Below are 23,967 nucleotides of genomic sequence, written 5' to 3'. Positions count from 1 at the left end.
TGTGCGCTTAGGCGCGTTCCGGGGGAGTGGGCACGTCGTGTGCCTTGGCGGCCACGATGATCGGCGCGACCATCTCGCACTGCCACGGGCGCGCCCCGGCCGCTGCAAGTGCTGCGTACGCCTGGTCGATGTCCCAGGCTGAATCTGCGTGCATTGCACTCCACAGCACTGTACGCAGCGTTTTCGTAGTTAAGAGCGTGGACGTATTCAGGTCGAGTTCTGCCGCGAGCTCCTCAACCGCGCTCCGCGTTGCGACGATGCACTCCCAGGCCTGTGGGTAGTGCTTCTTCAGCGTGGAAGTCGAGGGCATCCCTGAGGTGTTGCGCTCTGGCCGCGGCCACGTGGCGGGGTCTTGCGCACGCGCGGTCTCAAGGACAGACGCGCAGCGCTCAGCTGCTCCGCGACGCCGACGGGGAAATCCTGGTGTCGCGCGGATCTCGGCGACACTGCGCGGCCGGTTCGCGGCAATGTCCACCAGCACCTTGTTGGGCAGCAGGCGCATTGGCGAGCGGTCGTTCTTGCGGGCGAGCGCATCCCGGTGCTCCCACAGCGCGCGGGCGAGCTGGAGCGATTCCGGGGAGTTGAAGCGGGAGACACCTTTCACGTCGCGCCAGGTGCCTGCTTCCGGGGCCTGCGAGCGCGTGCGCAGGATGTGGGCGAATTCCTGCTCGGCGATATCGAGCTTGCCGTCCTCGGCAAGTAGACAGGTCAGCGCGTCGGCGAGGTCGTGGAGGTAGAGCACGTCTAAGGCGGCGTAGTCCTGCCACGCCCTGGGCAGCGGGACGGTTGACCAGTCCTCGCGGCCGTGGCCTTTCTCCAGGTGGATGCCCACGAACTCTTCGACCATCGCGCCGAGATTGGTGCGGTCGAAGCCCACGATGCGTCCGGCGAGCTCGGTATCGAAAAGCGCGCCGGCGAAAAGGCCGAGCTCAGCCAGCGAGGGCAAGTCCTCGCCCGCGGCGTGCAGGATCCAGGTGCCATGGTTGAGCACGGGCGCGAAAACTTCCTTGAACTCATCGCGGTGACCCTCGGGGGCGAGGAGAAACGTGCCGGCCCCGGGGCGATACACCTGGACGAGGAAGGCCCGATCGTCGTAGCGGAAGGTGGAGGCGCGCTCAGTATCCACCGCAAACGGGCCGCGCCCGGCTAACAGGCGTGCGGCAGCACGATGAAACCCTGCTGGTTCATCGATGAGTTCGTACTGCAGTTGCTGTGACACTTCAAAGTATTTTAGCGGTTCCCCAGCGCGGTGACACCTTCTGGCGGCAGGCCAGCGACGTGCGCGAGCACTTTGGCGAAGGCTTCGACGTGCGCCGCGAGGTCGATGCCTTCTGCGGTCCAGGAGGCGCGCATCTCCAGCTGGTAGGCGCGCGGCGGCCCGCCGATCTCGCCGAAGCGTACGGACGCGGTGGAGGTGACGGTGCCGCCCAGGTTGGTAAAGCCGGCCCCGGTCTCGTCGAGGGACTCGTTGAGCCACTGCCACGCGACGTCGGGAAGCAGCGGGTCGGAGGCCACAGCGTCGTCCATGTCGGCCTGGATGTAGGCCACCAGCCGCATGGAGCCCTCCCAGGCCTCCTCCGCGTCGGGGGAGTGCAAAAGGATGAGGCGCCCGAAGGCGTCGCCCTCGGAGTCGACCGGGATCGCCTCGCCGGGCTTGGTCTCCTGCGGGCGCTCAACCTCGAGGCCCACGGCGTGGCTGTACGGCGCGGGGCGCTGCGGCGGGCGGATCGTGCCTAAGGTGATCTCCGGGCGCAACTTCGCCGCGTGCATGGACTCCACCGCGGCGGAGAAATCTGCGGGCAGGCTGGCCTGCTCGCTATGCGTGTCGCGCGTGCCGTTGCCCGTCTGGGAGGAAGTGTCCGAATTCATCACAGGAATTAAGGTAAACGTCAACTGGGGGATCGGGTGGGAGGCGCGCCGTGGGCGAAAGCGCGTAGACTTGCATACGACTTTCGTTTGAGGTGGCCTATTTCGGGCCACAGGAAGGGAGAAGAATCCTATGGCCAAGCTTGATTTCGATGCGCTCAATGCGATGCAGCGCTACCTGCAGTTTGCTGTTTTTCGCGCGATCCCCGGTGCGCTGGGCTCTGAGCGTGAGGAGCTTACCAAGGAGGCGCAGCAGTTCTTCGCGGATCTGGAGGCCGAGGGCAAGGTCGTGGTGCGCGGTATCTACGACAACACCGGTATCCGCGCCGACGCGGATTTTATGATCTGGTGGCACGCAGAGCACTTCGAGGAGCTGCAGAAGGCGCTTGCGGACTTCCGTCGCACGACCACCCTGGGCCAGCTGCTTGAGGTGGCGTGGCTGGGCAACGGCCTGCACCGCCCGGCCGAGTTCAACAAGTCGCACCTGCCCAGCTTCATCATGGGCGAGGACCCGGAGGCGTGGATTACGGTCTACCCGTTCGTCCGTTCCTACGAGTGGTACCTGCTGGATCCGCAGGAGCGTCGCCGCATCCTTGCTAACCACGGCAAGGCGGCGCGAGATTTCGCCGACGTGCGCGCGAACACGGTCGAGGCGTTCACGCTCGGCGATTACGAGTGGATGCTTGCCTTCGAGGCACCGACCCTGGCGCGCATTGAGGAGCTCATGCACACCATGCGCTATACCGAGGCTCGCCTGCACGTGCGCGAGGAGATCCCGTTCCACACGGGCCGCCGCGTCGCAGACATCAGCGAGATCATCAAGGTCCTGCCTTAGGGCCTGTTGCTTATCGACGCTGCGGGGCAGGTTCCACGCGGCGTCGATAAGCAAAGCTTTAGCGCTCCTCGAGGGTCAGCGAGATCGAGTTGATGCAGTAGCGCAGGTCAGTCGGGGTGTCGAAGCCCTCGCCGGCGAAGACGTGGCCTAGGTGCGAGTGGCAGTTCGCGCACAGCACCTCGGTACGGACCATGCCCAAGGAGCGGTCCTCGCGCTCGAGGACGGCGTCGCCCGCCAGCGGGGTGAAGAAGGCGGGCCAGCCGCAGTGGGCGTCGAACTTGGAAGAGGAGCGGAACAGCTCCGCATCACAGGCGCGGCAGCGGTAGACGCCCTCGGTGGTGGTGTCGGTGTATTCGCCCACGCCAGGCGGTTCCGTACCCGCCTCGCGCAGGACGTGGTACTCCTCCGGGGTCAGCCTATCCTTCCATTCCTGCGGGGAAAGTGAGGCGAAATCGGGGGTTTCATCAGCCATTGTGGGCCTCCTTTACCGGGTTTTGTGTTTGCACCGACACTACCCACGCGGCGACCGCGACGAGGAATATGGACCATCCTGCCGTGGGCAAGAAGGTGCCAAGCCAGCGGCCGGTAAGCCCCATGACCTCGGCATCGAAGCGCAGCGGGCTCACGCACAGTAGCAGGCCCAGCCACACGGTGCCGGTGTGGAAGGGGCTTGCTTTGTGCAGCGCGGTGAAGGCGGCAGGGAAGAGCATCATGGTGTAGTAGGCCTGACCCAAGGAACTGAGCAGGCAGACCCCGGCGAGCAGTACTGCTGTGGAGCAGGTGAGCCAGAGCCACTCGTCGGTGAAGCGCCAGCGGGCCAGGCCGAGTACCGCGACGGCGACGGCTGCGGCGAAGAGGACAAAGCACAGGCCGTGGAGCCAGCCGGGCATGCCGAAGAAGACGGCGAAGCCCGCCAGCGAGGAGTTCGCGTAGTCGCGGGTGGTGCCCAGGTACGGCACAAGCTTGCCGAAGTAGTCGCCCGCGCCCGGGGTGAGCGGCCACGCAATCGCGTTCAGTAGCACGGGCACAGCGATGCCTGCGAGTACAGTGCGCAGCTGCAGCTGCATGAGCGGCAAGACCAGGAGTGGGGCGAACATCGGCTTGATCAGGATGGCGAAGCCAAGGACTACGCCCGCGAGGATGAAGCGGCGCGCGCGGTAGCTGGCCAAGAAAGCGGTGAGGGCGAGCAGGAGAATGCCGTTGATGTTGGAGAACACCAGCGTGTTGGTCACGGCCTCGGTGGCGAAGGCCAGGCCGAGCGCGATGGGGAAGACCGGGCCGCGCAGGCTGCGCCCAGCCAGCCTGGTGCACCAGGCGAGCGCGGCGATGATGGCCAGCGCGTTGGCAAGGATGAACAGCGGGCGCACCGCATTCGGGTCCGCGGAAAGGCCCAGCGGGGACAGCAGCAGGGTAGCGCCGGGGTTGTACAGGTAGTGCGGGTCGACGTAGTGGTAGACCTCGTTGTAGACGGGCACGCGCTCGACGAAGCGGCGAGTGGCAGCCCACACGGTGGTGAAGTCGTCGGTCGGCGAGCCCTGCCTGGCGAGCACAAAGACGCGGTGGATGATCAAAAGCACCGCCAGCGGCCAGGCCCCTGCGCGGGTTGCGCGGGCGGCGGGCGACAGCGTGCGCGTTGCGGACTCCGTGGGCGCGCCCTGCGGGGCAGGTGCGGTCCAGAAATTGTCCAAGCGTTGGGCCCAGCCGGGGCGAGTGTTTTGCGCGTACGTCACGCGCATAACCGTACCGAATGAATTACTCCTCGCGGGAAGCGGCTTTACCTCGCAGGCGGTAGCGAACGAACATCATGGAGTCCTCGCTGACGCGCACGTCCTCGACTTCGAGCGAGGTGGTGTAGTCGCCACCGCCGCCGAAAAGCGGCTTCTCCACGTTGCCCTGCAATGTCGGGTCGATGGTCAGGTGCAGGATGTCGCCCAACCCTGCGGCCAGGAGCATGCCGTAGAGCCCGGGGCCGCCCTCGCAGGAGATGCGGTTGAAGCCTTGGCCGCGTAGAGCGTCGATAATCGAGTGCGCGGAGCCATCGCCAGTCGAGAGGATGCGACCGCCTGCCTGCTGCAGTGCTTCTCGACGCCCCGCGAGCGCCGGATCGTCGACGCAGTGCTGCGGGGCGAGAAACAGCGGGGGCACTTCCGTGTCGTAGAACAGCTGCGTGTCCACGTCAAAGTCGAAGCTTTCGGTGATGATCGCCAGCGGCGGAACTTCCGCTTGCCCGCGCGCCAGACGCTGGGCCTTGTCCTCGTTGGTGCACTTGACCCCGAAGTAGTTTTCCGCTCGCGCGGTGCCACCGCCGACCAAGACGGCGTCGGACCACACACGCAGCAGGTTGAGTAGCTCCGAGTCGATGCTGTTGCCAAGCGAGCGGGACGTGCCGTCGAGGGAAGCTGCGCCGGAGACCGTCATGACCGCAAGCAGGCGTAGTTGCGGGACCGAAGGGTGCAGCACGGTGCCTAACAGTTCCGCTGGTTCAATTGTGTGGCTCGCGTCTACCATGGCGTCAAGCGTACACATCGTCATCCACGAGGTATTCGGCAAAGCGGCCTACCGTCATACGCACGCAGAGTCAGTGGTGATTAAGATTCCCCGGAATCAGATACGAGACCTGCAACAGTGACCTGCACAGCTCGAAGAAAGGACGAAAGATGGCCGTGACGGATAAAGACTGCGAGTACGTCGCCGACGAACGCAGCATCGAGCCAGGGACGTACGACATCACCGAATATGTGCCAGCGAAGCAGGGCATCCTCGACTACTTGCGCACGCGTCTTGAAGCGGTACTCGAGCGCTGGCCGGGACGTCCCGTACTCATGCTTTCCGGCGGCGTCGACTCGATCCTCATCGCAGCGGTACTCGCCCAGCTACGCACCGACGTCCTCGCGGTATCGTTTAGCCAAGACTCATCGCCACAGGCAGCCGAGGAGACCCGAGTCGCGCGCGAGGTTGCGCACGCACTCGGCTTCGAGCACCACGTAGTCGCCCCGCGCGGTGAGGCACTGGAGTCGCTGCTGAAAGAGACTGTTGAACGCCTCGACTCCGCCGAGCCCTGGGAGGTGCTCTCCGGGGCGATCTTGGTGGCCGTCGACAAGCTTAGGCAAGAGCACGGAGCTGACGGCGCATTGATCACGGGCGCGGGCGCGGATGCCCTCTTCCTCGGTGGGAAAGACATCGACGAAACAGCAGAGGACTACCTCAGCCAATGGGATGCGCAGGTACGCCAGGGGATTGAGGCGAACTTCACCCGCGAGCGTTTCATCCCGGACTTCTACGAGCGCCTCATCGCACAGCCCGAGCGCCATATCCAGGTATGGCAGACCCACGAAGCAGTCGACCTCGCACTGCGCATCCACCCACGGGTGACCCGCGGAGCCGACCTTGGACAGGACAAAGGCCTGTTCCGCCGTATTGCTGCGGACTTAGGCATCAACCCGGCGCTCGTGCAGACCACGAAGAACCCGATGCAGGTCTCATCCGGAGGCCTGGAGGCCATCGTCACACTGGCACGGGAGCAACTGGCGCGCCGGGCGGGGGAGAAGACCTACTCTGACCCGCTGGATGAGCCGTTGGAGTTTACGGTCGCGCGCTTGTTTCTCGCACAACTGGAACGCCAGACGCTAGGCGAATAGGACAGGTTTCGGGTTGGACCTGCCGGGTTGGTGTGGTGTGGTCTTGGGGCGGCGCGAGAGCGGTTGTCCTAAAAGCTTCTTCTAAATGTGTCTCCTAAATGGCGCTAGCTCCATTTAGACTCGCCTCGCATGGAAAACGCCTGGTCGCGTAAAGCCGATTGCTCTAAATGGCGCTAGCTCCATTTAGACTCGCCTCGCATGGAAAACGCCTGGTCGCGTAAAGCCGATTGCTCCAAACGGAGCTAGCTCCATTTGGGTCCGGGCCGCCGGGAAAACGCCTGGTCGCGTAAAACCGACTGGTCTAAATGGAGCTAGCTCCATTTAGACCAAGGCCGCCCCGCCCCCCTGGCCAGAGAAAAAACTCACGCCCCCGGGGGATCTCCCGGGGGCGTGAGCCTATGTGGAGCGGATGACGAGACTCGAACTCGCGACCCTCACCTTGGCAAGGTGATGCGCTACCAACTGCGCTACATCCGCGTGGCAAACGTTGAGGTTTACCTTCTGAGCCCTCTTTCGAGGACTCTGTGCGCGATACTGGGATCGAACCAGTGACCCCTACCGTGTCGAGGTAGTGCTCTACCGCTGAGCTAATCGCGCGGGCTGTTTCCAGCTTGGAGGTGGATACGGGAATCGAACCCGTGTACACGGTTTTGCAGACCGTTGCCTAACCACTCGACCAATCCACCGTGGAGCTTAACCTCCAAAAGTACCCATATGTACTTGGAGCGGATGACGAGACTCGAACTCGCGACCCTCACCTTGGCAAGGTGATGCGCTACCAACTGCGCTACATCCGCGTGGCAAACGTTGAGGTTTACCGTATGAGCCCTCTTGCGAGGACTCTGTGCGCGATACTGGGATCGAACCAGTGACCCCTACCGTGTCGAGGTAGTGCTCTACCGCTGAGCTAATCGCGCTCATCCCCTGTGGGGGATTGGAGCGGATGACGAGACTCGAACTCGCGACCCTCACCTTGGCAAGGTGATGCGCTACCAACTGCGCTACATCCGCATGCACTGCATTGTGCGAGATAAAACATTAACCTGTTGCTCACCAGAGTCCAAATCGCGAGGTCATGCGCACAAAGCGGCACTTCTAGTGGTCCCGGTTGGAGGGGTGGGGATTACAGCGCTGTAGTTTGAAAGCCGCGCCGCGCGTTCTTGGGGGGCGTAGTGAGCAAAGCGCCCGATATCCTGCGGATTCGTGGAAACGCTCACTGCCGTTGTAAAGTACTTACTCGTTCGGTCCTATGGCTCAGTGGAAGAGCGTTCCGTTCACACCGGAAAGGTCGCTGGTTCGATCCCAGCTAGGACCACAACGACACACAGCCGCCAGCTTCTGGCGGCTGTCTTCTTTTCTGCAGACCCCATTTTGGTAGATATCAAACAAAAGTTGGTGTGCCGGGAACTCTTTAGGGCTGCGGCCCGACTACTCTCCTAAGCGGAAACGTGAACCACACGTACCTCCGCGCGACCAAAGAATGGAGAGCCTTTTTGATGCAACGCTTCCCGTGGCGCACGCAGTGCGCTTTGGCCGCAGCCGGCGCTGTCGCAGGTCTAGCCGCGATTGGTGCCCCGACGGCACTCGCTCATGACTCGGTAATCGGTGGGGACCCGGAGAACGCATCTGTGGTCTCGGAGTTCCCGGACTCGATTACGTTGGAGTTCTCCGGGCAGCCGAAAGAGGGGTTCAATACCGTCGCGCTGTCTCGCGTTAGTGACGGTGAGATCCTGTTCACTGGGGAGCCTGAGTTAAACGAACGACTGGTGACTGTTGATGTCCCCGCAGAGGTTGAGGAGAACGCCGAGCCTGGCGAGTACCAGGTCGGATTCCAGATCATCTCTTCTGACGGCCACTCAACAAAGGGCCGCACGACCTTTACCTACGAGCCGACGGCCGAAGCAGACTCCGAGAGCACGGGCGACGGGGACGCGACGGTTGACGCCGCATCCGAAGACGCTGCAACGCAGGACTCCGGCATGAGCGCCGGCGTACTTATCGGCATTATCGTCGCGGTGGTCGCCGTGCTGGGCGTCGGAATCGTGCTTATCGGCCGAAAGAACAAGTAAAACCCACTCATCCCGATAGAAAATCCCGACAGAAAAGAGCAAAACATGTCTATCTTCCGTTCCACCTCCATTGCACTCGCAGCCGCGACCGCCCTGGCCCTTGGTGCGTGCACCCCGCCGAACGAGAATGATTCGACGCAAACCGAGGAGACTACCGCCGCATCCGAGTCCGCGGCCGCAGACTCCTCCGACGCAGCTGACACCGAGGGCGAGCTGCTTGGCGACGGCGACCTCAAACTGGAAAACGGCACCGTGCGCGCCAAGGCCGCCGCTGATGCGGAGGACGGCACCGAGATGACCGCCATCTTCGGTACCATCCACAACACCTCGGATAACGAGATCACGGTTACCGGCTTCACCACCTCGCTGGGCGAGGCTTCCTACGAGATCCACGAGACCGTGGACGGCGTCATGCAGGAGAAGGAAGGTGGCATCACGATCCCCGCCGGCGGCACCTTCGAGCTGAAGCCGGGTGGCGACCATCTGATGATCATGGGCTACGCCCCGGAGATCCCCGCTGGCGACACGGTCGATGTCACCCTCGAGACCGCTGACGGCGAGGGCATTGCCATCGACGGGGTCGCGGTGCGTTCCATGCTGCCGGGCGGCGAGGATTACGGTGAAGACGGTCAGCTCGCGGGCCATGGTCACATGGACCACGGCGAGATGGACCACAGCGCACACTAAAGGCACGAGTCAAAGGAGAAGTGAACTTTTACGATGGCGGTTTCGCGACGGGGGTTTCTCGCTGGTTCGGCGGGAGTGGCGTCGTTAAGCATGCTCGCTGCCTGCGCAGACAAACCGGAAGCCCCGCCGCTGCCGCTGCGGGAAGCAACCGTGGACTTCCACGGCACACATCAAGCGGGCGTGGCGACGCCTGCGCAGGCGAGCCTGAACCTCATCGGCTTCAACCTCAAAGACGGGGCCGACGAGAAAGCCGTCATGCGGCTGATGCGGCTGTGGACTGAGGACGCGCGCAGGCTGGCCAGTGGGCAGAATCCGCTGGGCAGCCTTGAGCCGGAGATGACCGCGTGGCCCGCAAACCTCACTTTTACCTGCGGTTTCGGCGAGGGACTTTTCCGTGCCGCAGGCCTTGAAAAGCCGGAGTGGCTGCACGACATTCCGGCAATGACCCGCGACAGGCTCGATCCGAAGTGGGGGCAGACCGACCTGGTGCTGCAGATTTGCTGCGACGATCCGGTGATGGGCGCGTGGGCGATGCGGCACATGACGCGCGCGGGCGTGGATTACGTGGAGACGGCTTGGGTGCAGCAGGGCTTTGTCAACGCGCACGGGGCCACGCCGGAGGGGGAGACCCCGCGCAACCTGTTTGGCCAGGTCGACGGGACGGTCAACCCCTACACTGAGGAGGAATTCGACGAACAGGTGTGGATTCCTTCCGGCCCCTTTGCCGGGGGTACCTCGCTGGTGGTGCGCCGCATCGCCATGAACTTGGACGAGTGGGAGCTTCTGGATCGGCGCTCCCGCGAGGAGTCGGTGGGCCGCACCTTGGACACTGGTGCGCCGCTAACGGGCGGGGATGAGTTCTCTGAGCCTGATTTCGAGGCTCGCGATGAATACGGGCTGCCGGTCATCGACCGCAACTCGCACATGGCGCGCGCCCGCGAGGTGGGCACGAAGATTCTGCGCCGCCCCTACAACTACAACCTGCCGCCCGAGCCGGGATCCGGCGAGCTGTCCAACGCTGGGCTCGTGTTCATGTCCTACCAGCGCGACCCGGACGAGAGCTTTACCCCGATGCTCAAGCACCTTGATGAAGTCGACCGTCTCAATGAGTGGATCACCCACATCGGCTCGGCCGTGTACTACATCGTGCCCGGCGTCGGTGAAAGCGACTACTGGGGTCAGTCGCTGCTCGAAGCCTAGGTCGCTTTTCGACGCTACGTGACCCCGCCAACCCGCAACCCCACACAGCCGCGGGGTAGGATGTGCAACGACGTGTCGGGCCCTCTTTCGCGCCCGGCGCATGACGAACAGTGAACTTAAAGGGGTGCGCCCAGGTACGGCGGACCCCAGATGATGCGCAAAGGAGCGCCAATGGCCACCGATGTAGCCGATGTCAACGTGCAGGTAGAGTTCGAGCCCTTCGAGGTGCCAGCTGGCACCCCCGTGGGCGCGGCGATGCGCGAGCTGAACCTGCCTAACCGGGGCGACAATGCCGTCGTTGTTGTACAAAACGAGGCGGGCGAGCTGGTTGATCTCTCGCACGTGCCGGATGAGACCGCAACCTTTACCCCGGTCGCTGCCAACACGGAGCTGGGCCGCTCGGTGATTCGCCACTCCTGCGCGCACGTGCTCGCGCAGGCGGTGCAGGCGGAGTTCCCGGGCACCAAGCTGGGCATCGGCCCGGCGATCGAGGGCGGCTTCTACTACGACTTCGATGTGGCTGAACCCTTTACGCCTGAGGACTTAAAGAAGCTGGAACGCCGGATGAAGAAGATCATCAAGCAGGGCCAGAAGTTTGCCCGCGGCGTCTTTGAGTCCGCTGAGGTGGCGTCGGAAAAGCTGGCGGACGAGCCTTACAAGCTTGAGCTGATCCAGGACAAGGGCAACGTGGATCCGGACTCGGACGAGGCGACCGAGGTGGGCGCCGGCGAGCTGACCTATTACGACAACGTCAACCCGCGCACGGGCGACGTCGAGTGGTTCGACCTGTGCCGCGGCCCGCACGTGCCGACCACCAAATATATCCCGGCGTTCGCCCTGGCCCGTTCCTCTGCCGCCTACTGGCGCGGCGACCAGAACAACGCCGGCCTGCAGCGTGTCTACGGCACCGCATGGGAGTCCAAGGAGAAGCTGGACGAGTACATGACCATGCTCGAGGAAGCGGAGAAGCGCGACCACCGCCGCCTGGGCAACGAGATGGACCTGTTTTCCTTCCCGGACGAGGTGGGCTCCGGCCTGCCGGTCTTCCACCCGGACGGCGGCATTGTGCGCATGGTGATGGAGGAGCACTCCCGCCAGCGCCACCTCAAGGCCGGGTACTCCTTTGTGAACACCCCGCACGTGACCAAGGGCGAGCTCTTCCAGAAGTCGGGCCACCTGGACTGGTACGCCGACGGCATGTTCCCGCCGATGCAGCTCGACGGCGAGGTCGACGAGGACGGCAACGTGACCAAGCAGGCGGTTGACTATTACGTCAAGCCGATGAACTGCCCGATGCACAACCTCATCTTCGATTCGCGCGGGCGCTCCTACCGCGAGCTGCCGCTGCGCCTGTTCGAGTTCGGTACCGTCTACCGCTACGAAAAGTCCGGCGTGGTGCACGGCCTGACCCGCGCGCGCGGGTTTACCCAGGACGATGCGCACATCTACTGCACCGAGGACCAGCTGGAAGAAGAGCTGACCAGCGTGCTCGAGTTCATCATCTCGCTGCTTCAGGACTACGGCCTGGACGACTTCTACCTCGAGCTGTCCACCAAGGATCCGGAGAAGTACATCGGCGATGATGACATCTGGGAGCGCTCCACCAACATCCTGCAGTCGGTGGCGGAGAAGTCAGGCCTGGAGCTGGTTCCGGACCCGGCGGGTGCCGCGTTCTACGGGCCGAAGATTTCCGTGCAGGCGCGCGACGCGATCGGCCGCACCTGGCAGATGTCCACGGTGCAGCTCGACTTCAACCTGCCGGAGCGCTTCAACCTGGAGTACACCGGCCCGGATGGGTCGAAGACCCGCCCGGTGATGATCCACCGCGCGCTGTTCGGCTCGATCGAGCGCTTCTTCGGCGTGCTGCTCGAGCACTACGCCGGCGCGTTCCCGGCGTGGCTTGCACCGCGCCAGGTGATGGGTATCCCGGTCGCCGACGAGTTCGCCCCGCACCTCGACGCGGTTGTGGGTAAACTCCGCGAGGCGGGCATTCGCGCAGAGGTCGACCACTCCGATGACCGCATGCAGAAGAAGATCCGCACCCACACCACCGGCAAGGTGCCGTTCATGCTCGTAGCGGGTGCCCGCGACGTGGAGGCGAACGCGGTGAGCTTCCGCTTCCTCGACGGCACCCAGGTCAACGGGGTGCCAGTTGACGAGGCCGTGGCGCTGATCATCGAATGGGTGGAAGCCAAACACAACGAGCAGCCGAGCGAGGAAGCCATTGCGGCCCGCCGTGGGAACTAACGGCGAGGGTGCCGGCAGCTCCGGCAGCGCTGCCCAGGCCGCGGCAGGCGACTACGTCGACAGCGGGGCGGGCGATGCGGACCGTTTGCAGCGCCTGTGGGCCCCGTACCGGTCCAACTACATCGCCACGGCACCGAAGCGCAGCACGGACCCCTTCGTGGACATCCCCAAGGGCAGTGACGAGGACGGGTTGATCATCGCCCGCGGCGAGACGGTCTACGCCTTGCTCAATCTGTACCCGTACAACGCGGGCCACCTTATGGTGGTGCCGTACCGTAAGGTCGCTGAGCTCGAGGCATTGACTGACGAAGAGACCGCGGAGCTGATGGTCTTTGCCAAGCGCGCGGTGCGCACGCTCAAAGCCGTGTCCACGCCGGAGGCGATCAACGTTGGGCTCAACCTGGGCAAGGCGGCAGGCGGCTCGGTGGGCGACCACCTGCACCTGCACGTCGTGCCGCGCTGGGCAGGCGACTCGAACTTCATGACGGTTATCGGCGGTACGAAGGTGCTCCCGCAGCTGTTGCGCGAGACGCGCCAGCTGCTTGCCGACGCCTGGCCCGGCCCCCAGCCAAACGATAAAGGAGACAGCGATGCTTAGCGTGCACGGGCGCAAGCCCGCGGCCGTCGTGGTCAAGCCTGTGGCGCAGGCGCTTCTGCGCGTGGGGCTGACGCCAAACGTGACAACACTGGTGGGCACCGCAGCCACGGTTGTCGCCTCGGTCGTCCTCATCCCTGCTGACTATTTGGTGTGGGCCGCGCTACTGAGTATCTTCTTCGCCGCCTTCGACATGGTCGACGGCACGATGGCCCGTCTCTCCGGCGGCGGTACCGCCTTCGGCGCCACGCTGGACGCCAGCTGCGACCGCATTACCGACGGCGCGCTGTTTGCCGCCATCGCCATGTGGCTGGTCTATGTGGATCATGCGCACCCCGCGCACGTTGCTGCCTGCCTGGCGGTGCTCGTGCTGTCGCAGGTGATCAGCTACATCAAAGCCCGCGGCGAGGCTGGGGGCTTACGCATCGTCGGCGGGCTGATCGAGCGCCCCGAGCGGCTCATCATCGCCGTAGTTGGGCTGCTCCTTGAGGGCTTCGGCGTGGGCGGTGCCGTCGTGGTGTCCCTGTGGGTCTTGCTTGTCGGCTCCGCCATTACCGTGGTGCAGCGCCTCATCTTCGCGGCCCGCGACCCGCAGTCCGCGGAGCGTCTCGCACCACCGCCGGGGGCGTAGATGGAGCGCATCGATCTGGCGACTGCGGGCTACCTGGCGGGGTGGAAGCTCGTCGGCAAGCTGCCCGCCGGGTGGACCGCCGCAATGTTCGCGCGCGGCGCGGACGCCTTATCCCAGCAGGGGGAGGGGATGGAAATGCTGCGCCGCAACTTCACCCGAGTCGTCGGCCCAACCGCGGTAACCCGTGCGTTGGTGCGCGACGCGACGCGCTCCTATGCGCGCTACTGGCACGAGGTCTTCCGCCTGCCACAGCTTGCGGGCGAGCAGCGACTTATGCGCGAGCTCGACGCCGGTGTTGAGGGCCGGGCCCACATCGACGCCGCACTGGACAACGGCAGGGGCTTGATCTTGACGCTCCCGCACAGTGGTAACTGGGATATGGCAGGGATGTGGCTTGCGCACCACTACGGGGGCTTCGCCACCGTGGCCGAGCGGGTCAAGCCAGAAGCCTTGTTTGACGCCTTTGTGGACTTCCGTGAGCAGCTCGGCTTTGAGGTGCTCCCGCTCACGGGCGCGGCGACCCCGCCGTTTGCGCGTCTCAAGGAGGTGCTCGGAGACGGCGGCATCGTGTGCCTCATGGGCGAACGCGACCTGAAAGGAAGCGGCGTGAAGGTGCGCTTCTTTGGCGAGGGCACGACGATGCCGGCAGGCCCGGCCAAGCTCGCCATGGAAACTGACGCGCAGCTTGCGGTCGCGCACTCCTGGTATCCCGATCCTGCCGCACGGGGTCCGCGGTGGGGCTTTTCGGTCTCCGCACCCGTGGAGGTTTCCACGCTCGAGGCGACCGCGCAGCGGGTGGCAGACGAATTCGCCGCAAACATTGCGCGCCACCCCCAGGACTGGCACGCGCTGCAGCCCATCTGGCCCGCCGATGCGCAGTGGCGCAACACCGCTCACCCGCGCCGTCGGCAGGCACCCGGAGGGGAGTCAGGAGGCGCAGCGTAGATGCGCATCGGCATGGTCTGCCCCTATTCTTTCGACCACCCCGGTGGGGTGCAGTCCCACGTGCTTGATCTCGCGCGCGTGTTTCGGTCTCGGGGACATGAGGTCGGGGTGCTCGGCCCGGCGTCGACAAGCACTGCTCTGCCGGAGTGGGTGACCCGCGGAGGCCCTGCAGTGCCGGTGCGCTACAACGGCTCTGTGGCGCGGCTGGCGTTCGGGCCGCAGGTGCGGCGCACCACCCGCGAGTTTCTCTCGCGGGGCAACTTTGACGTGGTGCACGTGCACGAGCCGAATTCACCGAGCTACTCCATGGTCGCAACCGCGTTGGCCACCGGGCCGATCGTGGCGACGTATCACACCTCGGCAACACACTCCTACGCCCTGCGCGCCGCGCTGCCCCTGCTGCGCGCGAACCTGGAGAAGATCCACGCAGGCATCGCGGTGAGCGAGCTCGCGCGCCGCTGGCAGGTTGAGCAAGTAGGCGCGGATCCGATCGTGATCCCCAACGGTGTCGACACCGCCCAGTTTCGGCGCGCCCGCGTCCCGCGCGACCCGGCGGCACCGGTGGAGATCGTCTTCCTCGGCCGTCTCGACGAGCCACGCAAGGGGCTCGACATCTTCCTGCGCGCAATCGCGCTACTCGACGCCCCCGTGCGCGTCACCGTCATCGGCTCCGGCCACCACATCACTGCGGTCGAGGGCGTGGACTTCGTCGGTGCGGTCAGCGACGAGGAGAAGGCGCGCATCCTCGGACGCGCCGACATCTACGTCGCGCCGAACACATCAGGGGAGTCCTTTGGCATCGTGCTCGTCGAGGCGATGGCGGCGGGCTGCGCCGTGGTGGCCAGCGACTTGGAGGCGTTTGCGCGAGTCTGCGACGCAGACTCGGCGACACCCGCTGGAGCACTTGTGCCGGTAGGCAACCACGAAGCGCTCACCGCGACGTTGCGCAGACTCGTGGCGGATCCGCACGCGCGAAACGAACTCATTGCACGGGGTAGTGCGCGTGCGCTGGAGTACGACTGGGACACTGTGGCGGATCAGATCATGACGGTCTACGAAACGGTCGTGGGCGCGGCCAACGTGAAGGGGGGTAAGCCGTGACGGTGGTGTGGGTCATTGTCGCAGTTGCGGTGACGCTGTTCGCTGCGTGGGCGTATTTCACAGCGCAGCGCTTAGACCGGCTGCACACGCGCTTGGATCGCTCGCGCGAGGCGCTGCAGGCTGCGCTGGATCGTCGCGCTGCGGTGGTGGCCGCGGTCGTACCGCAACTACGGGAGCGTGCGCGTGCGATCGAAGAGGTGCGACTCGACGCACGCGACGTCGATAGCCGCCTCGAGCTCGAGCGCACTTTTGCCGCAGACCTTGTGGCGCTCACGGAAGAGGTGGAGGAGCTTCAAGCACCGGAAGTGCGCCGGGAGCTGCAGGACGCGCAGACACGCGTGTTTCTCGCGTTGCGCTTCTATAACGAGGCGGTCTCCGACACGCGCGATTTACGCCTGCGCCCGCTGGTGCGCGTGCTCCGGCTCGGCGGGACCGCGGCCCTGCCCGAATACGCCGCGCTCGAAGAACTGGAGTTGAACTAAACAGCTGGGCCGTGAGCGCGTAGTGTGAGGTGGCATGCACCACGATTTGCCAACTTCTGCGTCCCAGCCCACCTACATTCAGCGGATCCTGGATCTCGAGCGTATTGACAAGAACATCTACCGCGGTGCGGCGATGCACTCGGAGAACTTCGTGCGTACCTTCGGCGGCCACGTTGCCGGGCAAGCGCTTGTCGCGGCGACCCGGACGATTGCAGATGACAAGCACGTGCATTCCCTGCACGGCTACTTCTTGCGGCCCGGCGACGCCAACGAGGCTACGGTCTACCGGGTTGGTCGCCCGCGCGACGGTCGTAGCTTCGCCACACGGACCGTCGAAGCGGTCCAGGATGGGGAGGTGATCTTCTCCATGCAGGCCAGCTTCCACCGCACCGACGACGAGGGCCTCGAGCACTCCGACGAGATGCGCGCTGTGCCAGCTCCGGAGGAGCTCGGCGACGAGGCGAGCCCGCTGAAACTCGGTCCGGGCTCGAAGCACGACTTAAACGAGTGGGATATTCGGGTTGTCCCGCAGGATCGCTACGCGCCGAACCAGTACACACAGAGCCAGCAAGTGGTTTGGTTCCGCTCCAAACGCCGACTGCCGGACGAGGACACCTTCCACGCCTGCACGCTGACCTACATGTCAGATATGACGTTGCTGCATTCTTCGCTTGCGGCGCACCCGGGGCGCAAGGTGCAGCTGGCTTCGCTGGATCACGCAGTGTGGTTCTTGCGTCCTTTCCGTGCGGACGATTGGCTGCTCTACGACCAGATTTCGCCCTCGGCGCACGCTGGTCGCGCGCTCACGCACGGGCGCATTTTCGACCGCGCGGGCAACCTCGTTGCTGTGGTGGTGCAGGAAGGGCTGACGCGGAACTTGCGCGAGGGAGCGACTGCTGTGCCGGAGAAATAGGCGCGGTCCACCAGTCAAAGGGGGGTGCGCGGCGCAGGGCACGTATAATCGTCAAAGTTCATCCTCCAGCGACGAAAAGGGGTGCCATATGGCGGGCCACTCAAAGTGGGCTACGACGAAGCACAAGAAGGCTGCGAACGATGCAAAGCGTTCGAAGCTGTGGGCGAAGCTGATTAAGGATATCGAGGTGGCTGCCCGTACCGGCGGCGGCGACCCGGCAGGTAACCCCACGCTCGACGACATGATTAAGAAGGCCAAGAAGGCCTCCGTGCCGGGCGACAACATTGAGCGCGCCCGCAAGCGCGGCTCCGGTGAGGAAGCCGGCGGCGCGGACTGGGAGTCCGTGATGTACGAGGGCTACGGCCCGAACGGCATCGCGCTGCTCATCGAGTGCCTGACCGATAACCGCAACCGCGCTGCCACCGAAGTGCGCACTGCGATGACGAAGAACGGCGGCAACATGGGTGACTCCGGTTCGGTTGCATACATGTTCAAGCGCACCGGCATCGTCACCGTGAAGAAGGGCGAGCTCACCGAAGACGACATTCTTATGGCGGTGCTCGACGCCGGTGCCGAGGAGGTCAACGACCTGGGCGAGGAGTTCGAGGTTGTCTGCGAGCCGACCGACGTGCAAGCGGTGCGCGACGCGCTGAAGGACGCCGACATTGAGGTCGAGGGGGCTGACCAGGACTTCCGCGCCGACATCGAGGTCGAGGCGGATCTCTCCGCGGCCAAGAAGACGCTGAACCTGATTGATGCGCTCGAGGACGCGGACGACGTGCAGAACGTCTACACCAACATGAGCATCTCCGACGAGGTTGCCGCGCAGCTGGACGACTAGTTCCCGCTCGCGCCGATGGGTTCGGTGCCGATATGCCCCGCCGTGGGCCGCGTGTAACGCGGTGTCTGCGGCGGGGCTTCGCGCTGTGGCGCGACCTATGGTAGAACATGTGTGTTAGTAGGTTGTCCGTGTGTGGGAGGTAAGGCATGCACCTTGAGGGGCTGCGGGTGATGGGCGTTGACCCGGGGTTGACCCGGTGCGGCCTGTCCGTGGTGCAGGCCGGGCGCGGCAGGCAGATCTTCCCTATCTCGGTGGGGGTGGTCCGCACGCCCTCGGACGCGGAGCTGGGCGAGCGGCTCCTGCGGCTCTCCCGCGCAGTGGGGGACTGGATGGACGAGTACCGCCCTGATGTTGTGGCGATGGAACGAATTTTTGAGCGCGGCAATGTGTCCACGGTGATGCACACCGCGCACGCCGTTGGGGTGCTCGTGCTCGCTGCTGCGGAGCGAGACATTCCGGTGCACATGTACACGCCCTCCGAGGTGAAGAAGGCGATCTCCGGTAACGGTCGTGCCGATAAGAAGCAGATGACGGCCATGATTACGCGTATCCTGGGCCTTTCGGAGCCGCCGAAACCGGCTGACGCGGCGGACGCGCTGGCCATCGCGGTGTGTCACTGCTGGCGCGCGCCGCTTCTCGCGCGTAGCGCGCAGGCACAGCGGTTGCAGCAGGCGCAGCGGGCAGCACAGGTAGGGAAGTGAAGGAGTACAGCATGATTGATTCGCTCAACGGAGAGGTCATCTCGATCGGGCTTGACCACGCGGTCATTGAGTGTGCGGGTGTGGGCTATCGCTTCCTGGCCAGCCCGCCGACGTTGGCCACGCTTTCTCGCGGCGAAAACCGCCGTGTGCTCACGTCCATGGTGGTCAAAGACGATGGGGTGACGCTCTACGGGTTCTCGGACGACGAGGCACGCGAGATGTTTCACCGCCTGCAAAGCGTCACGGGCCTGGGCCCGAAGCTTGCGCTTGCTTCCCTTTCCGTATTCGGCGCGGGCGAGCTCGCGGGCTTGATTTCTGAGCAGAACACGAAGCGGATCCAGACGATTCCCGGTGTGGGCAAGAAGATGGCCGAGCGCATTGTGCTTGAGCTGAAGGACAAGATGGCTGGCTTCGCCACTGACCAGGAGGAAACGCCGGCACCCGCGGCGAAGTCTTCGCTGGCCACCGAGCAGGTGGTCGAAGCGCTCATCGGGCTCGGCTTCCCGGAGCGCAGCGCGCGGCCCACCGTCGACCGGGTAGTGGATGCGAACCCCGAGGCGCAGACCTCAGCGCTGCTGCGCGCCGCGCTGACCGAGCTAGGAAAGAAGTAGCCGCTCATGTCGGATGTGGAGAAAACAGAGTTCAGCCTCCCGGAAGGCATGTCGCGGCCGAGCAATTCGCTTATCGACGCGACGTCGCAGCCCGAGGAGCGCGACGCCGAAAAGTCGCTGCGCCCGAAGTCTATCGAGGAGTTCATTGGGCAACCGAAAGTCCGGGAGCAGCTGAGCCTGGTGCTCGCCGGTGCCCGGCGCCGTGAGGTCACGCCGGACCACATCTTGCTCTCCGGCCCGCCCGGCCTGGGTAAGACGACGATGGCGATGATCATCGCGCAGGAGCTGGGTACCTCGCTGCGGATGACCTCGGGCCCAGCACTTGAGCGCGCCGGCGACCTGGCGGCCATGCTGTCGAACCTGATGGAAGGCGACGTCCTCTTCATCGACGAGATCCACCGCATTGCGCGCCCGGCGGAGGAGATGCTCTACATGGCGATGGAGGACTTCCGCATCGACGTGATCGTGGGCAAGGGTCCGGGCGCGACCTCGATTCCGCTGGAGATCCCGCCCTTCACACTCGTCGGGGCCACCACGCGCGCCGGCATGCTCACCGGCCCGTTGCGCGACCGTTTTGGCTTCACCGCGCAGATGGAGTTCTACGAGGTGGACGACCTTACGCGCGTGGTGACCCGCGCGGCGACAATCCTCAACGTCAATATCGACGACGATGCTGCCGTCGAGATCGCCTCGCGCTCGCGCGGCACGCCACGCATCGCCAACCGCCTGCTGCGCAGGGTGCGCGACTGGGCGGATGTCAACGGCGACGGGCACGTCGATCTGGCCGCGGCGCAGTCCGCGCTAGCGGTTTTCGACGTCGACGAGCGCGGACTCGACCGGCTGGATCGAGCAGTGCTGGATTCGCTCATCCGTGGGCACGGCGGCGGTCCAGTAGGTGTGAACACGCTCGCCATCGCGGTGGGGGAGGAACCCTCGACCGTCGAGGAAGTCTGCGAGCCATACCTCGTGCGCGCGGGGCTGATGGCGCGTACCGGTCGCGGGCGTGTCGCGACCGCTGCCGCCTGGGACCACCTGGGCATGACCCCGCCGCCCGAGGCGCCGGGACAGCTGAACTTGATGTAGGGAACCGTTGGCCGCACAGGCCACTATGCAACAATGGGGCGCATGGATTTCCTCATGATTCTCGTTGTCCTGCTCATCTTCCTGCTGCCCTCCTTGCTGATGATGCGTGGGCAGAAGAAGCGCCAGCGCCAGGTTCAAGAGATGCAAGCCTCGATTGCTCCGGGCGACAAGGTGGTCAACGTCGCCGGTTTCCACGCCACTGTGGTGGAGCACAACGGCGACAACCTGCTCGTTGAGCTCGCCCCCGGCGTGCAGGTCACGATGGAGACCGCCGGCGTGATGAAGCGTGTGGAAGACCCCGCAGCACCGGCATCGGCAGCCGAGCCCGCCCCAGGCGAGACCGAGGAGGAGCGCTAAACAGCACGAGTCACACCTGAGAATTTTTCAGGGACCACGTGGCCGACCGCGTAACTACGCGCACCATGCCGTAGCATAGATGCGTTGTGCGCAAGGCGCAGAACCATTCATCGGATCAATTAAGGAGTCAGCGTAAGTGTCGTCACACACTCGGCGTTCCGGCGATCTGAGGTCCAAGCGGACATGGCCAGGCAAGGCCTTGGCGTTGTTCCTCCTCATCGTCGTAGGCGTGTACGCATTAGTCTTTTTCACCGGCGATAAGTCGGCGACGCCGAAGCTCGGCATCGACCTCCAGGGCGGTACCCGAGTCACGCTGGTGCCGCAGGGGGAGGAGCCGACCCGCGAGCAGCTGGACGACGCCAGGCGCATCCTGGAAAACCGCGTCAACGGCATGGGCGTTTCCGGCGCGACCGTCGTGGTGGACGGCAACACGATCGTGATCACCGCCGCCGGCGACGACACCTCGGAGGTCCGCAACATTGGACAGACCTCGCAGCTGCTGTTCCGCCCCGTGATGGAACCGCCGCAGCCGGACGCCGCAGCGATTGCCCCCACGTTGCTGGAGACCGCAAACGAGTGGGTCAAGTACGGCGTGATGACCAAGGAGCAGGCGCAGGGCGTGCTGGACCAGGCCGTCCAAGCTAACCAGCCCGAGGCCGAGAACGCGCCCCAGGGGCCGAAGGTTGACGCGGAGCCCCTGCCGGAGCCGGAGGGCCCGGTGGAGGCCGCCGAGCGTCGTCAAGAGGCGACGGAAGTACTGCGCGAATCCCGCCAGTCGGAGGATCCGACCCAACAGTTCGCCTCCATGATTCTGCTCTCGGGCGTCTGCGCCAGCCAGGATGTTGACCCGTTGGCCGGCACGGACGCGGAGGACCGCCCACTGGTGGCCTGTGACTCCAACTCGGGCCAGCCTCTACTGCTTGATCAGGTGCCGCTGCTGCAGGGCGTGACCGACGAAGACGGCCCGCGCCTCACCGGCGAGCAGATCGACACCACGCGCCCGATCTCCGGCGGCTACAACCCGCAGTCTTCCCAGATGGAGATCAGCTTCGCGTTCAGCCAGAGCGGCGACGTGAACGGTTCCTCCACCTGGGCTGCGCTGACCAGCGAGATGATTGGCAAGCAGATCGCCATCACCCTGGACTCCCAGGTCATTTCCGCGCCCGTGATCCAGGGCGCAACCCCGGTCGGCTCTGCTACCGCGATTACCGGCGATTTTACCCAGGAAGAGGCCGAGGGTCTGGCGAACAACCTACGTTACGGCGCGCTGCCGCTGTCGTTCGCAGGTGAGAACGGCGAACCGGGTGGCACCGCGATGACGGTGCCGCCGTCACTCGGCCTTGCATCCCTTCAGGCTGGCCTCTACGCAGGCTTGGTGGGTCTTGCCCTGGTCGCCCTGTTCGTCTTTACCTACTACCGCCTCTACGGCCTGATCTCGCTGGCCACCCTGGCAGTGGCTGGTGTGCTGGTGTACGGTGCGCTCGTGCTGCTGGGCCGCTGGATCGGCTACTCACTCGACCTGTCTGGCGTGGCGGGTCTGATCATCGGTATTGGTACGACCGCAGACTCCTTCGTGGTGATCTACGAGCGCATCAAGGATGAGGTGCGCAAGGGCAAGACCTTCCGTTCTGCCACGGCTTCTGGTTGGGATCGCGCGAAGGAAACCGTCGTGACAGGCAACATGGTTACGCTCATCGGCGCGGTGATTATTTACTTCCTCGCCGTGGGTGACGTGAAGGGCTTCGCCTTTACCATGGGCCTGACCACCATCTTCGACCTGTTGGTGACCTTCCTGGTCACCGCGCCGCTGATGGTGCTGGCCTCGCGGAGCAAGTTCTGGTCCAAGCCAGGCGTCAACGGGATGTCGAAGGCTTTTGCCACCGGTGCCGCGGTGCGGGCTGGGGAAGCGGAAGAACGTGAGGCGGTGGGCGTCGAAAAGCGCGAGCCCGTAGGCGCCGTAAGCGGCCACGAAGCTGAGGAGAAGTAAACATGACTAACGCTACTCTCACCGACGCCGCCGAGCACCGCTCGGAGCGGCTGCACACCGGTTACGGCGTGATCGACTTCGTCGGGCGCCGCAAGCTGTGGTACTCGATCACCGTCGGGCTCATCGCGATTGCTGTGGTCGCGATGCTCGGCCGCGGCTTCAACCTGGGCATTGACTTCGAGGGCGGCACGAAGATGTCCATGCCTGCCGACGAGCTTGTCGCCGAAGAAGTCGAAGCAACCTTTATCGAAGCCACCGGGGTCACTCCGGAGCTGACCCAGATCGTGGGCGCGGGCGACGCACGCACGCTGGAGATCAATTCCGAGCACCTCACGCAGGAGCAGATTGACCAGGCACGCCAGGCGATCTTCGAGGAGTACCACCCGAAGGATGCCAACGGCGAGGTCTCCGCGAACGCGATCGGTGACTCGACGGTGTCCGAGTCCTGGGGCGACACGATTACCCAGCGCATGCTGCTCGCAATGCTCGTGTTTATTCTGGCCGCAGCGGTCTACGTGGCGCTGCGCCTGCAGCGGCAGATGGCCGCCGCGGCGCTGCTGGCACTCGTGGTGGACGCGATCTTGATCATGGGCTTTTACGCCCTGTTCGGGCTGGAGATCACCCCGGCGATGATCATCGGTCTGCTCACCGTGCTGACCTTCTCCCTCTACGACACGGTCATCGTGTTTGACAAGGTCAAGGAAAATACCTCCGGCATTCTGGATTCGCGCAGGTCGACCTACGCGGAGCAGGCCAACCTGGCGGTAAACCAGACGGTGATGCGCTCGATTTCTACCTCGGTGATCTCGGCGCTGCCGATCATCGCGCTGATGATCGTCGCCGTATGGATGCTCGGCGTCGGCACGCTGCGCGACCTTGCGGTTATCCAGCTCATTGGTGTGATCGAGGGCGTGATCTCCTCGCTCTTCCTTGCCACTTCGCTGCTGGTGACCTTCGTGGAGCGCAAGCCTTCCATCCGCAAACACAACGCTGCCGTTGAGGCTTTCCGCAACGGGGAGGACGCCGAAGAAGACGTCGAGGACGAGGCCGCTGGCAAGCGCACCGTTGCTTCCGTGAGCACCCCGGCCGGGCGCGCGCCTGCGCCGAGCGCCGCGCAGGAGCAGCCGCGTGGCGAGTCCTCTGGCTCCGCGACGTGGAGGCCGGGACGCTAGGCGAGC

Annotated in this window: 24 protein-coding genes and 7 tRNA genes; 20 read left to right on the top strand and 11 right to left on the bottom strand. The window is 64.8% G+C overall.

Annotated elements, in window-relative coordinates:
- Positions 1–7: 7 nt before the first annotated feature.
- Together CIMIT_RS06980 and CIMIT_RS06975 are read right to left on the bottom strand one after the other, a co-directional pair.
- Complete coding sequence (locus CIMIT_RS06980; protein ID WP_231910275.1) at positions 8–1,219, bottom strand: HRDC domain-containing protein; 1,212 nt, start codon at positions 1,217–1,219, stop codon at positions 8–10.
- 11 nt (positions 1,220–1,230) lie between these two features.
- Positions 1,231–1,869: a DUF3000 domain-containing protein gene (locus CIMIT_RS06975; RefSeq protein WP_038590931.1), complete on the bottom strand. Its 639-nt coding sequence runs from the start codon at positions 1,867–1,869 to the stop codon at positions 1,231–1,233.
- Positions 1,870–1,999: 130 nt separating this feature from the next.
- On the opposite strand from CIMIT_RS06975, the gene hemQ reads away from it, so the two are divergent.
- On the top strand, positions 2,000–2,701 hold the full coding sequence (gene hemQ, locus CIMIT_RS06970; RefSeq protein ID WP_038590928.1) for a hydrogen peroxide-dependent heme synthase: 702 nt from the start codon (positions 2,000–2,002) through the stop codon (positions 2,699–2,701).
- Between the two features lie 58 nt (positions 2,702–2,759).
- Here hemQ and msrB read toward each other — a convergent pair whose 3' ends face one another.
- The 3 genes from msrB to CIMIT_RS06955 are packed head-to-tail and all read right to left on the bottom strand — an operon-like array spanning position 2,760 to position 5,209.
- Positions 2,760–3,173, bottom strand: coding sequence for a peptide-methionine (R)-S-oxide reductase MsrB (msrB, locus tag CIMIT_RS06965; protein WP_038590925.1), 414 nt, complete (start codon positions 3,171–3,173; stop codon positions 2,760–2,762).
- Positions 3,166–4,431 (bottom strand): glycosyltransferase family 87 protein, encoded by a 1,266-nt coding sequence (locus CIMIT_RS06960; RefSeq protein ID WP_231910274.1) that lies wholly within the window; start codon positions 4,429–4,431, stop codon positions 3,166–3,168. Before CIMIT_RS06960 ends, msrB begins: the two co-directional genes overlap by 8 nt.
- Positions 4,432–4,453: 22 nt before the next feature.
- Positions 4,454–5,209: a pyrimidine reductase family protein gene (locus CIMIT_RS06955; RefSeq protein ID WP_038594387.1), complete on the bottom strand. Its 756-nt coding sequence runs from the start codon at positions 5,207–5,209 to the stop codon at positions 4,454–4,456.
- 149 nt (positions 5,210–5,358) lie between these two features.
- Between CIMIT_RS06955 and CIMIT_RS06950 the strand changes: the two genes are divergently transcribed.
- Positions 5,359–6,339 (top strand): asparagine synthase C-terminal domain-containing protein, encoded by a 981-nt coding sequence (locus tag CIMIT_RS06950; protein WP_038590922.1) that lies wholly within the window; start codon positions 5,359–5,361, stop codon positions 6,337–6,339.
- 401 nt (positions 6,340–6,740) lie between these two features.
- Here CIMIT_RS06950 and CIMIT_RS06945 read toward each other — a convergent pair.
- The 6 genes from CIMIT_RS06945 to CIMIT_RS06920 form a co-directional block, all read right to left on the bottom strand.
- Positions 6,741–6,816, bottom strand: a tRNA-Gly gene (locus tag CIMIT_RS06945).
- A 48-nt stretch (positions 6,817–6,864) separates the two neighbouring features.
- Positions 6,865–6,936 (bottom strand) — tRNA-Val (locus tag CIMIT_RS06940).
- Positions 6,937–6,951: 15 nt separating this feature from the next.
- Positions 6,952–7,025, bottom strand: a tRNA-Cys gene (locus CIMIT_RS06935).
- Between the two features lie 35 nt (positions 7,026–7,060).
- A tRNA-Gly gene (locus tag CIMIT_RS06930) sits at positions 7,061–7,136 on the bottom strand.
- Between the two features lie 48 nt (positions 7,137–7,184).
- A tRNA-Val gene (locus CIMIT_RS06925) sits at positions 7,185–7,256 on the bottom strand.
- Positions 7,257–7,274: 18 nt separating this feature from the next.
- Positions 7,275–7,350: transfer RNA gene (locus CIMIT_RS06920), tRNA-Gly, on the bottom strand.
- 232 nt (positions 7,351–7,582) lie between these two features.
- Between CIMIT_RS06920 and CIMIT_RS06915 the strand changes: the two genes are divergently transcribed.
- The 18 genes from CIMIT_RS06915 to secF all read left to right on the top strand — a co-directional run bounded on the left by CIMIT_RS06915 (position 7,583) and on the right by secF (position 23,961).
- Positions 7,583–7,654, top strand: a tRNA-Val gene (locus tag CIMIT_RS06915).
- A 181-nt stretch (positions 7,655–7,835) separates the two neighbouring features.
- Positions 7,836–8,408, top strand: coding sequence for a copper resistance CopC family protein (locus CIMIT_RS06910; RefSeq protein WP_038590919.1), 573 nt, complete (start codon positions 7,836–7,838; stop codon positions 8,406–8,408).
- A 45-nt stretch (positions 8,409–8,453) separates the two neighbouring features.
- The gene (locus CIMIT_RS06905) at positions 8,454–9,095 is read left to right on the top strand and encodes a copper chaperone PCu(A)C (protein ID WP_038590916.1); all 642 of its coding nucleotides are present in this window, start codon (positions 8,454–8,456) and stop codon (positions 9,093–9,095) included.
- Positions 9,096–9,128: 33 nt separating this feature from the next.
- A complete protein-coding gene (locus CIMIT_RS06900; protein WP_038590913.1) occupies positions 9,129–10,295 on the top strand; it encodes a Dyp-type peroxidase in 1,167 nt (388 codons plus the stop codon).
- Positions 10,296–10,466: 171 nt separating this feature from the next.
- Complete coding sequence (gene thrS, locus CIMIT_RS06895; protein ID WP_038590910.1) at positions 10,467–12,542, top strand: threonine--tRNA ligase; 2,076 nt, start codon at positions 10,467–10,469, stop codon at positions 12,540–12,542.
- A complete protein-coding gene (locus CIMIT_RS06890; protein ID WP_038590907.1) occupies positions 12,532–13,140 on the top strand; it encodes an ATP adenylyltransferase in 609 nt (202 codons plus the stop codon). The genes thrS and CIMIT_RS06890 overlap by 11 nt, the downstream gene beginning before the upstream one ends.
- On the top strand, positions 13,133–13,768 hold the full coding sequence (gene pgsA / locus CIMIT_RS06885) for a phosphatidylinositol phosphate synthase (RefSeq protein ID WP_038590905.1): 636 nt from the start codon (positions 13,133–13,135) through the stop codon (positions 13,766–13,768). The genes CIMIT_RS06890 and pgsA overlap by 8 nt, the downstream gene beginning before the upstream one ends.
- The gene (locus CIMIT_RS12595) at positions 13,769–14,713 is read left to right on the top strand and encodes a phosphatidylinositol mannoside acyltransferase (RefSeq protein ID WP_038590902.1); all 945 of its coding nucleotides are present in this window, start codon (positions 13,769–13,771) and stop codon (positions 14,711–14,713) included.
- On the top strand, positions 14,714–15,814 hold the full coding sequence (locus CIMIT_RS12590; protein ID WP_038590899.1) for a glycosyltransferase family 4 protein: 1,101 nt from the start codon (positions 14,714–14,716) through the stop codon (positions 15,812–15,814).
- Positions 15,811–16,296 (top strand): hypothetical protein, encoded by a 486-nt coding sequence (locus CIMIT_RS06870; protein WP_038590896.1) that lies wholly within the window; start codon positions 15,811–15,813, stop codon positions 16,294–16,296. Before CIMIT_RS12590 ends, CIMIT_RS06870 begins: the two co-directional genes overlap by 4 nt.
- A gap of 34 nt (positions 16,297–16,330) precedes the next feature.
- Positions 16,331–17,209 carry an acyl-CoA thioesterase gene (locus CIMIT_RS06865; protein WP_051904863.1) on the top strand — a complete coding sequence of 293 codons (879 nt, stop codon included), beginning with the start codon at positions 16,331–16,333 and terminating at the stop codon, positions 17,207–17,209.
- A gap of 88 nt (positions 17,210–17,297) precedes the next feature.
- Positions 17,298–18,050, top strand: a complete 753-nt coding sequence (locus tag CIMIT_RS06860) for a YebC/PmpR family DNA-binding transcriptional regulator (protein ID WP_038590893.1) — start codon at positions 17,298–17,300, stop codon at positions 18,048–18,050.
- 146 nt (positions 18,051–18,196) lie between these two features.
- Positions 18,197–18,751 (top strand): crossover junction endodeoxyribonuclease RuvC, encoded by a 555-nt coding sequence (gene ruvC, locus CIMIT_RS06855; protein WP_038594381.1) that lies wholly within the window; start codon positions 18,197–18,199, stop codon positions 18,749–18,751.
- An 11-nt stretch (positions 18,752–18,762) separates the two neighbouring features.
- The gene (gene ruvA / locus CIMIT_RS06850) at positions 18,763–19,362 is read left to right on the top strand and encodes a Holliday junction branch migration protein RuvA (protein ID WP_038590890.1); all 600 of its coding nucleotides are present in this window, start codon (positions 18,763–18,765) and stop codon (positions 19,360–19,362) included.
- A 6-nt stretch (positions 19,363–19,368) separates the two neighbouring features.
- On the top strand, positions 19,369–20,445 hold the full coding sequence (gene ruvB / locus CIMIT_RS06845; protein ID WP_038590888.1) for a Holliday junction branch migration DNA helicase RuvB: 1,077 nt from the start codon (positions 19,369–19,371) through the stop codon (positions 20,443–20,445).
- Positions 20,446–20,487: 42 nt separating this feature from the next.
- Complete coding sequence (yajC, locus tag CIMIT_RS06840; RefSeq protein ID WP_038594378.1) at positions 20,488–20,802, top strand: preprotein translocase subunit YajC; 315 nt, start codon at positions 20,488–20,490, stop codon at positions 20,800–20,802.
- 136 nt (positions 20,803–20,938) lie between these two features.
- The gene (secD, locus tag CIMIT_RS06835) at positions 20,939–22,789 is read left to right on the top strand and encodes a protein translocase subunit SecD (RefSeq protein WP_084674295.1); all 1,851 of its coding nucleotides are present in this window, start codon (positions 20,939–20,941) and stop codon (positions 22,787–22,789) included.
- 2 nt (positions 22,790–22,791) lie between these two features.
- Positions 22,792–23,961 (top strand): protein translocase subunit SecF, encoded by a 1,170-nt coding sequence (gene secF / locus CIMIT_RS06830; RefSeq protein WP_038590886.1) that lies wholly within the window; start codon positions 22,792–22,794, stop codon positions 23,959–23,961.
- Positions 23,962–23,967: the final 6 nt, after the last annotated feature.

Origin of the sequence: Corynebacterium imitans, from assembly GCF_000739455.1 — a bacterium.
GTDB classification, from domain to species: domain Bacteria; phylum Actinomycetota; class Actinomycetes; order Mycobacteriales; family Mycobacteriaceae; genus Corynebacterium; species Corynebacterium imitans.
This window is presented reverse-complemented; position numbering and strand designations above follow the sequence as displayed.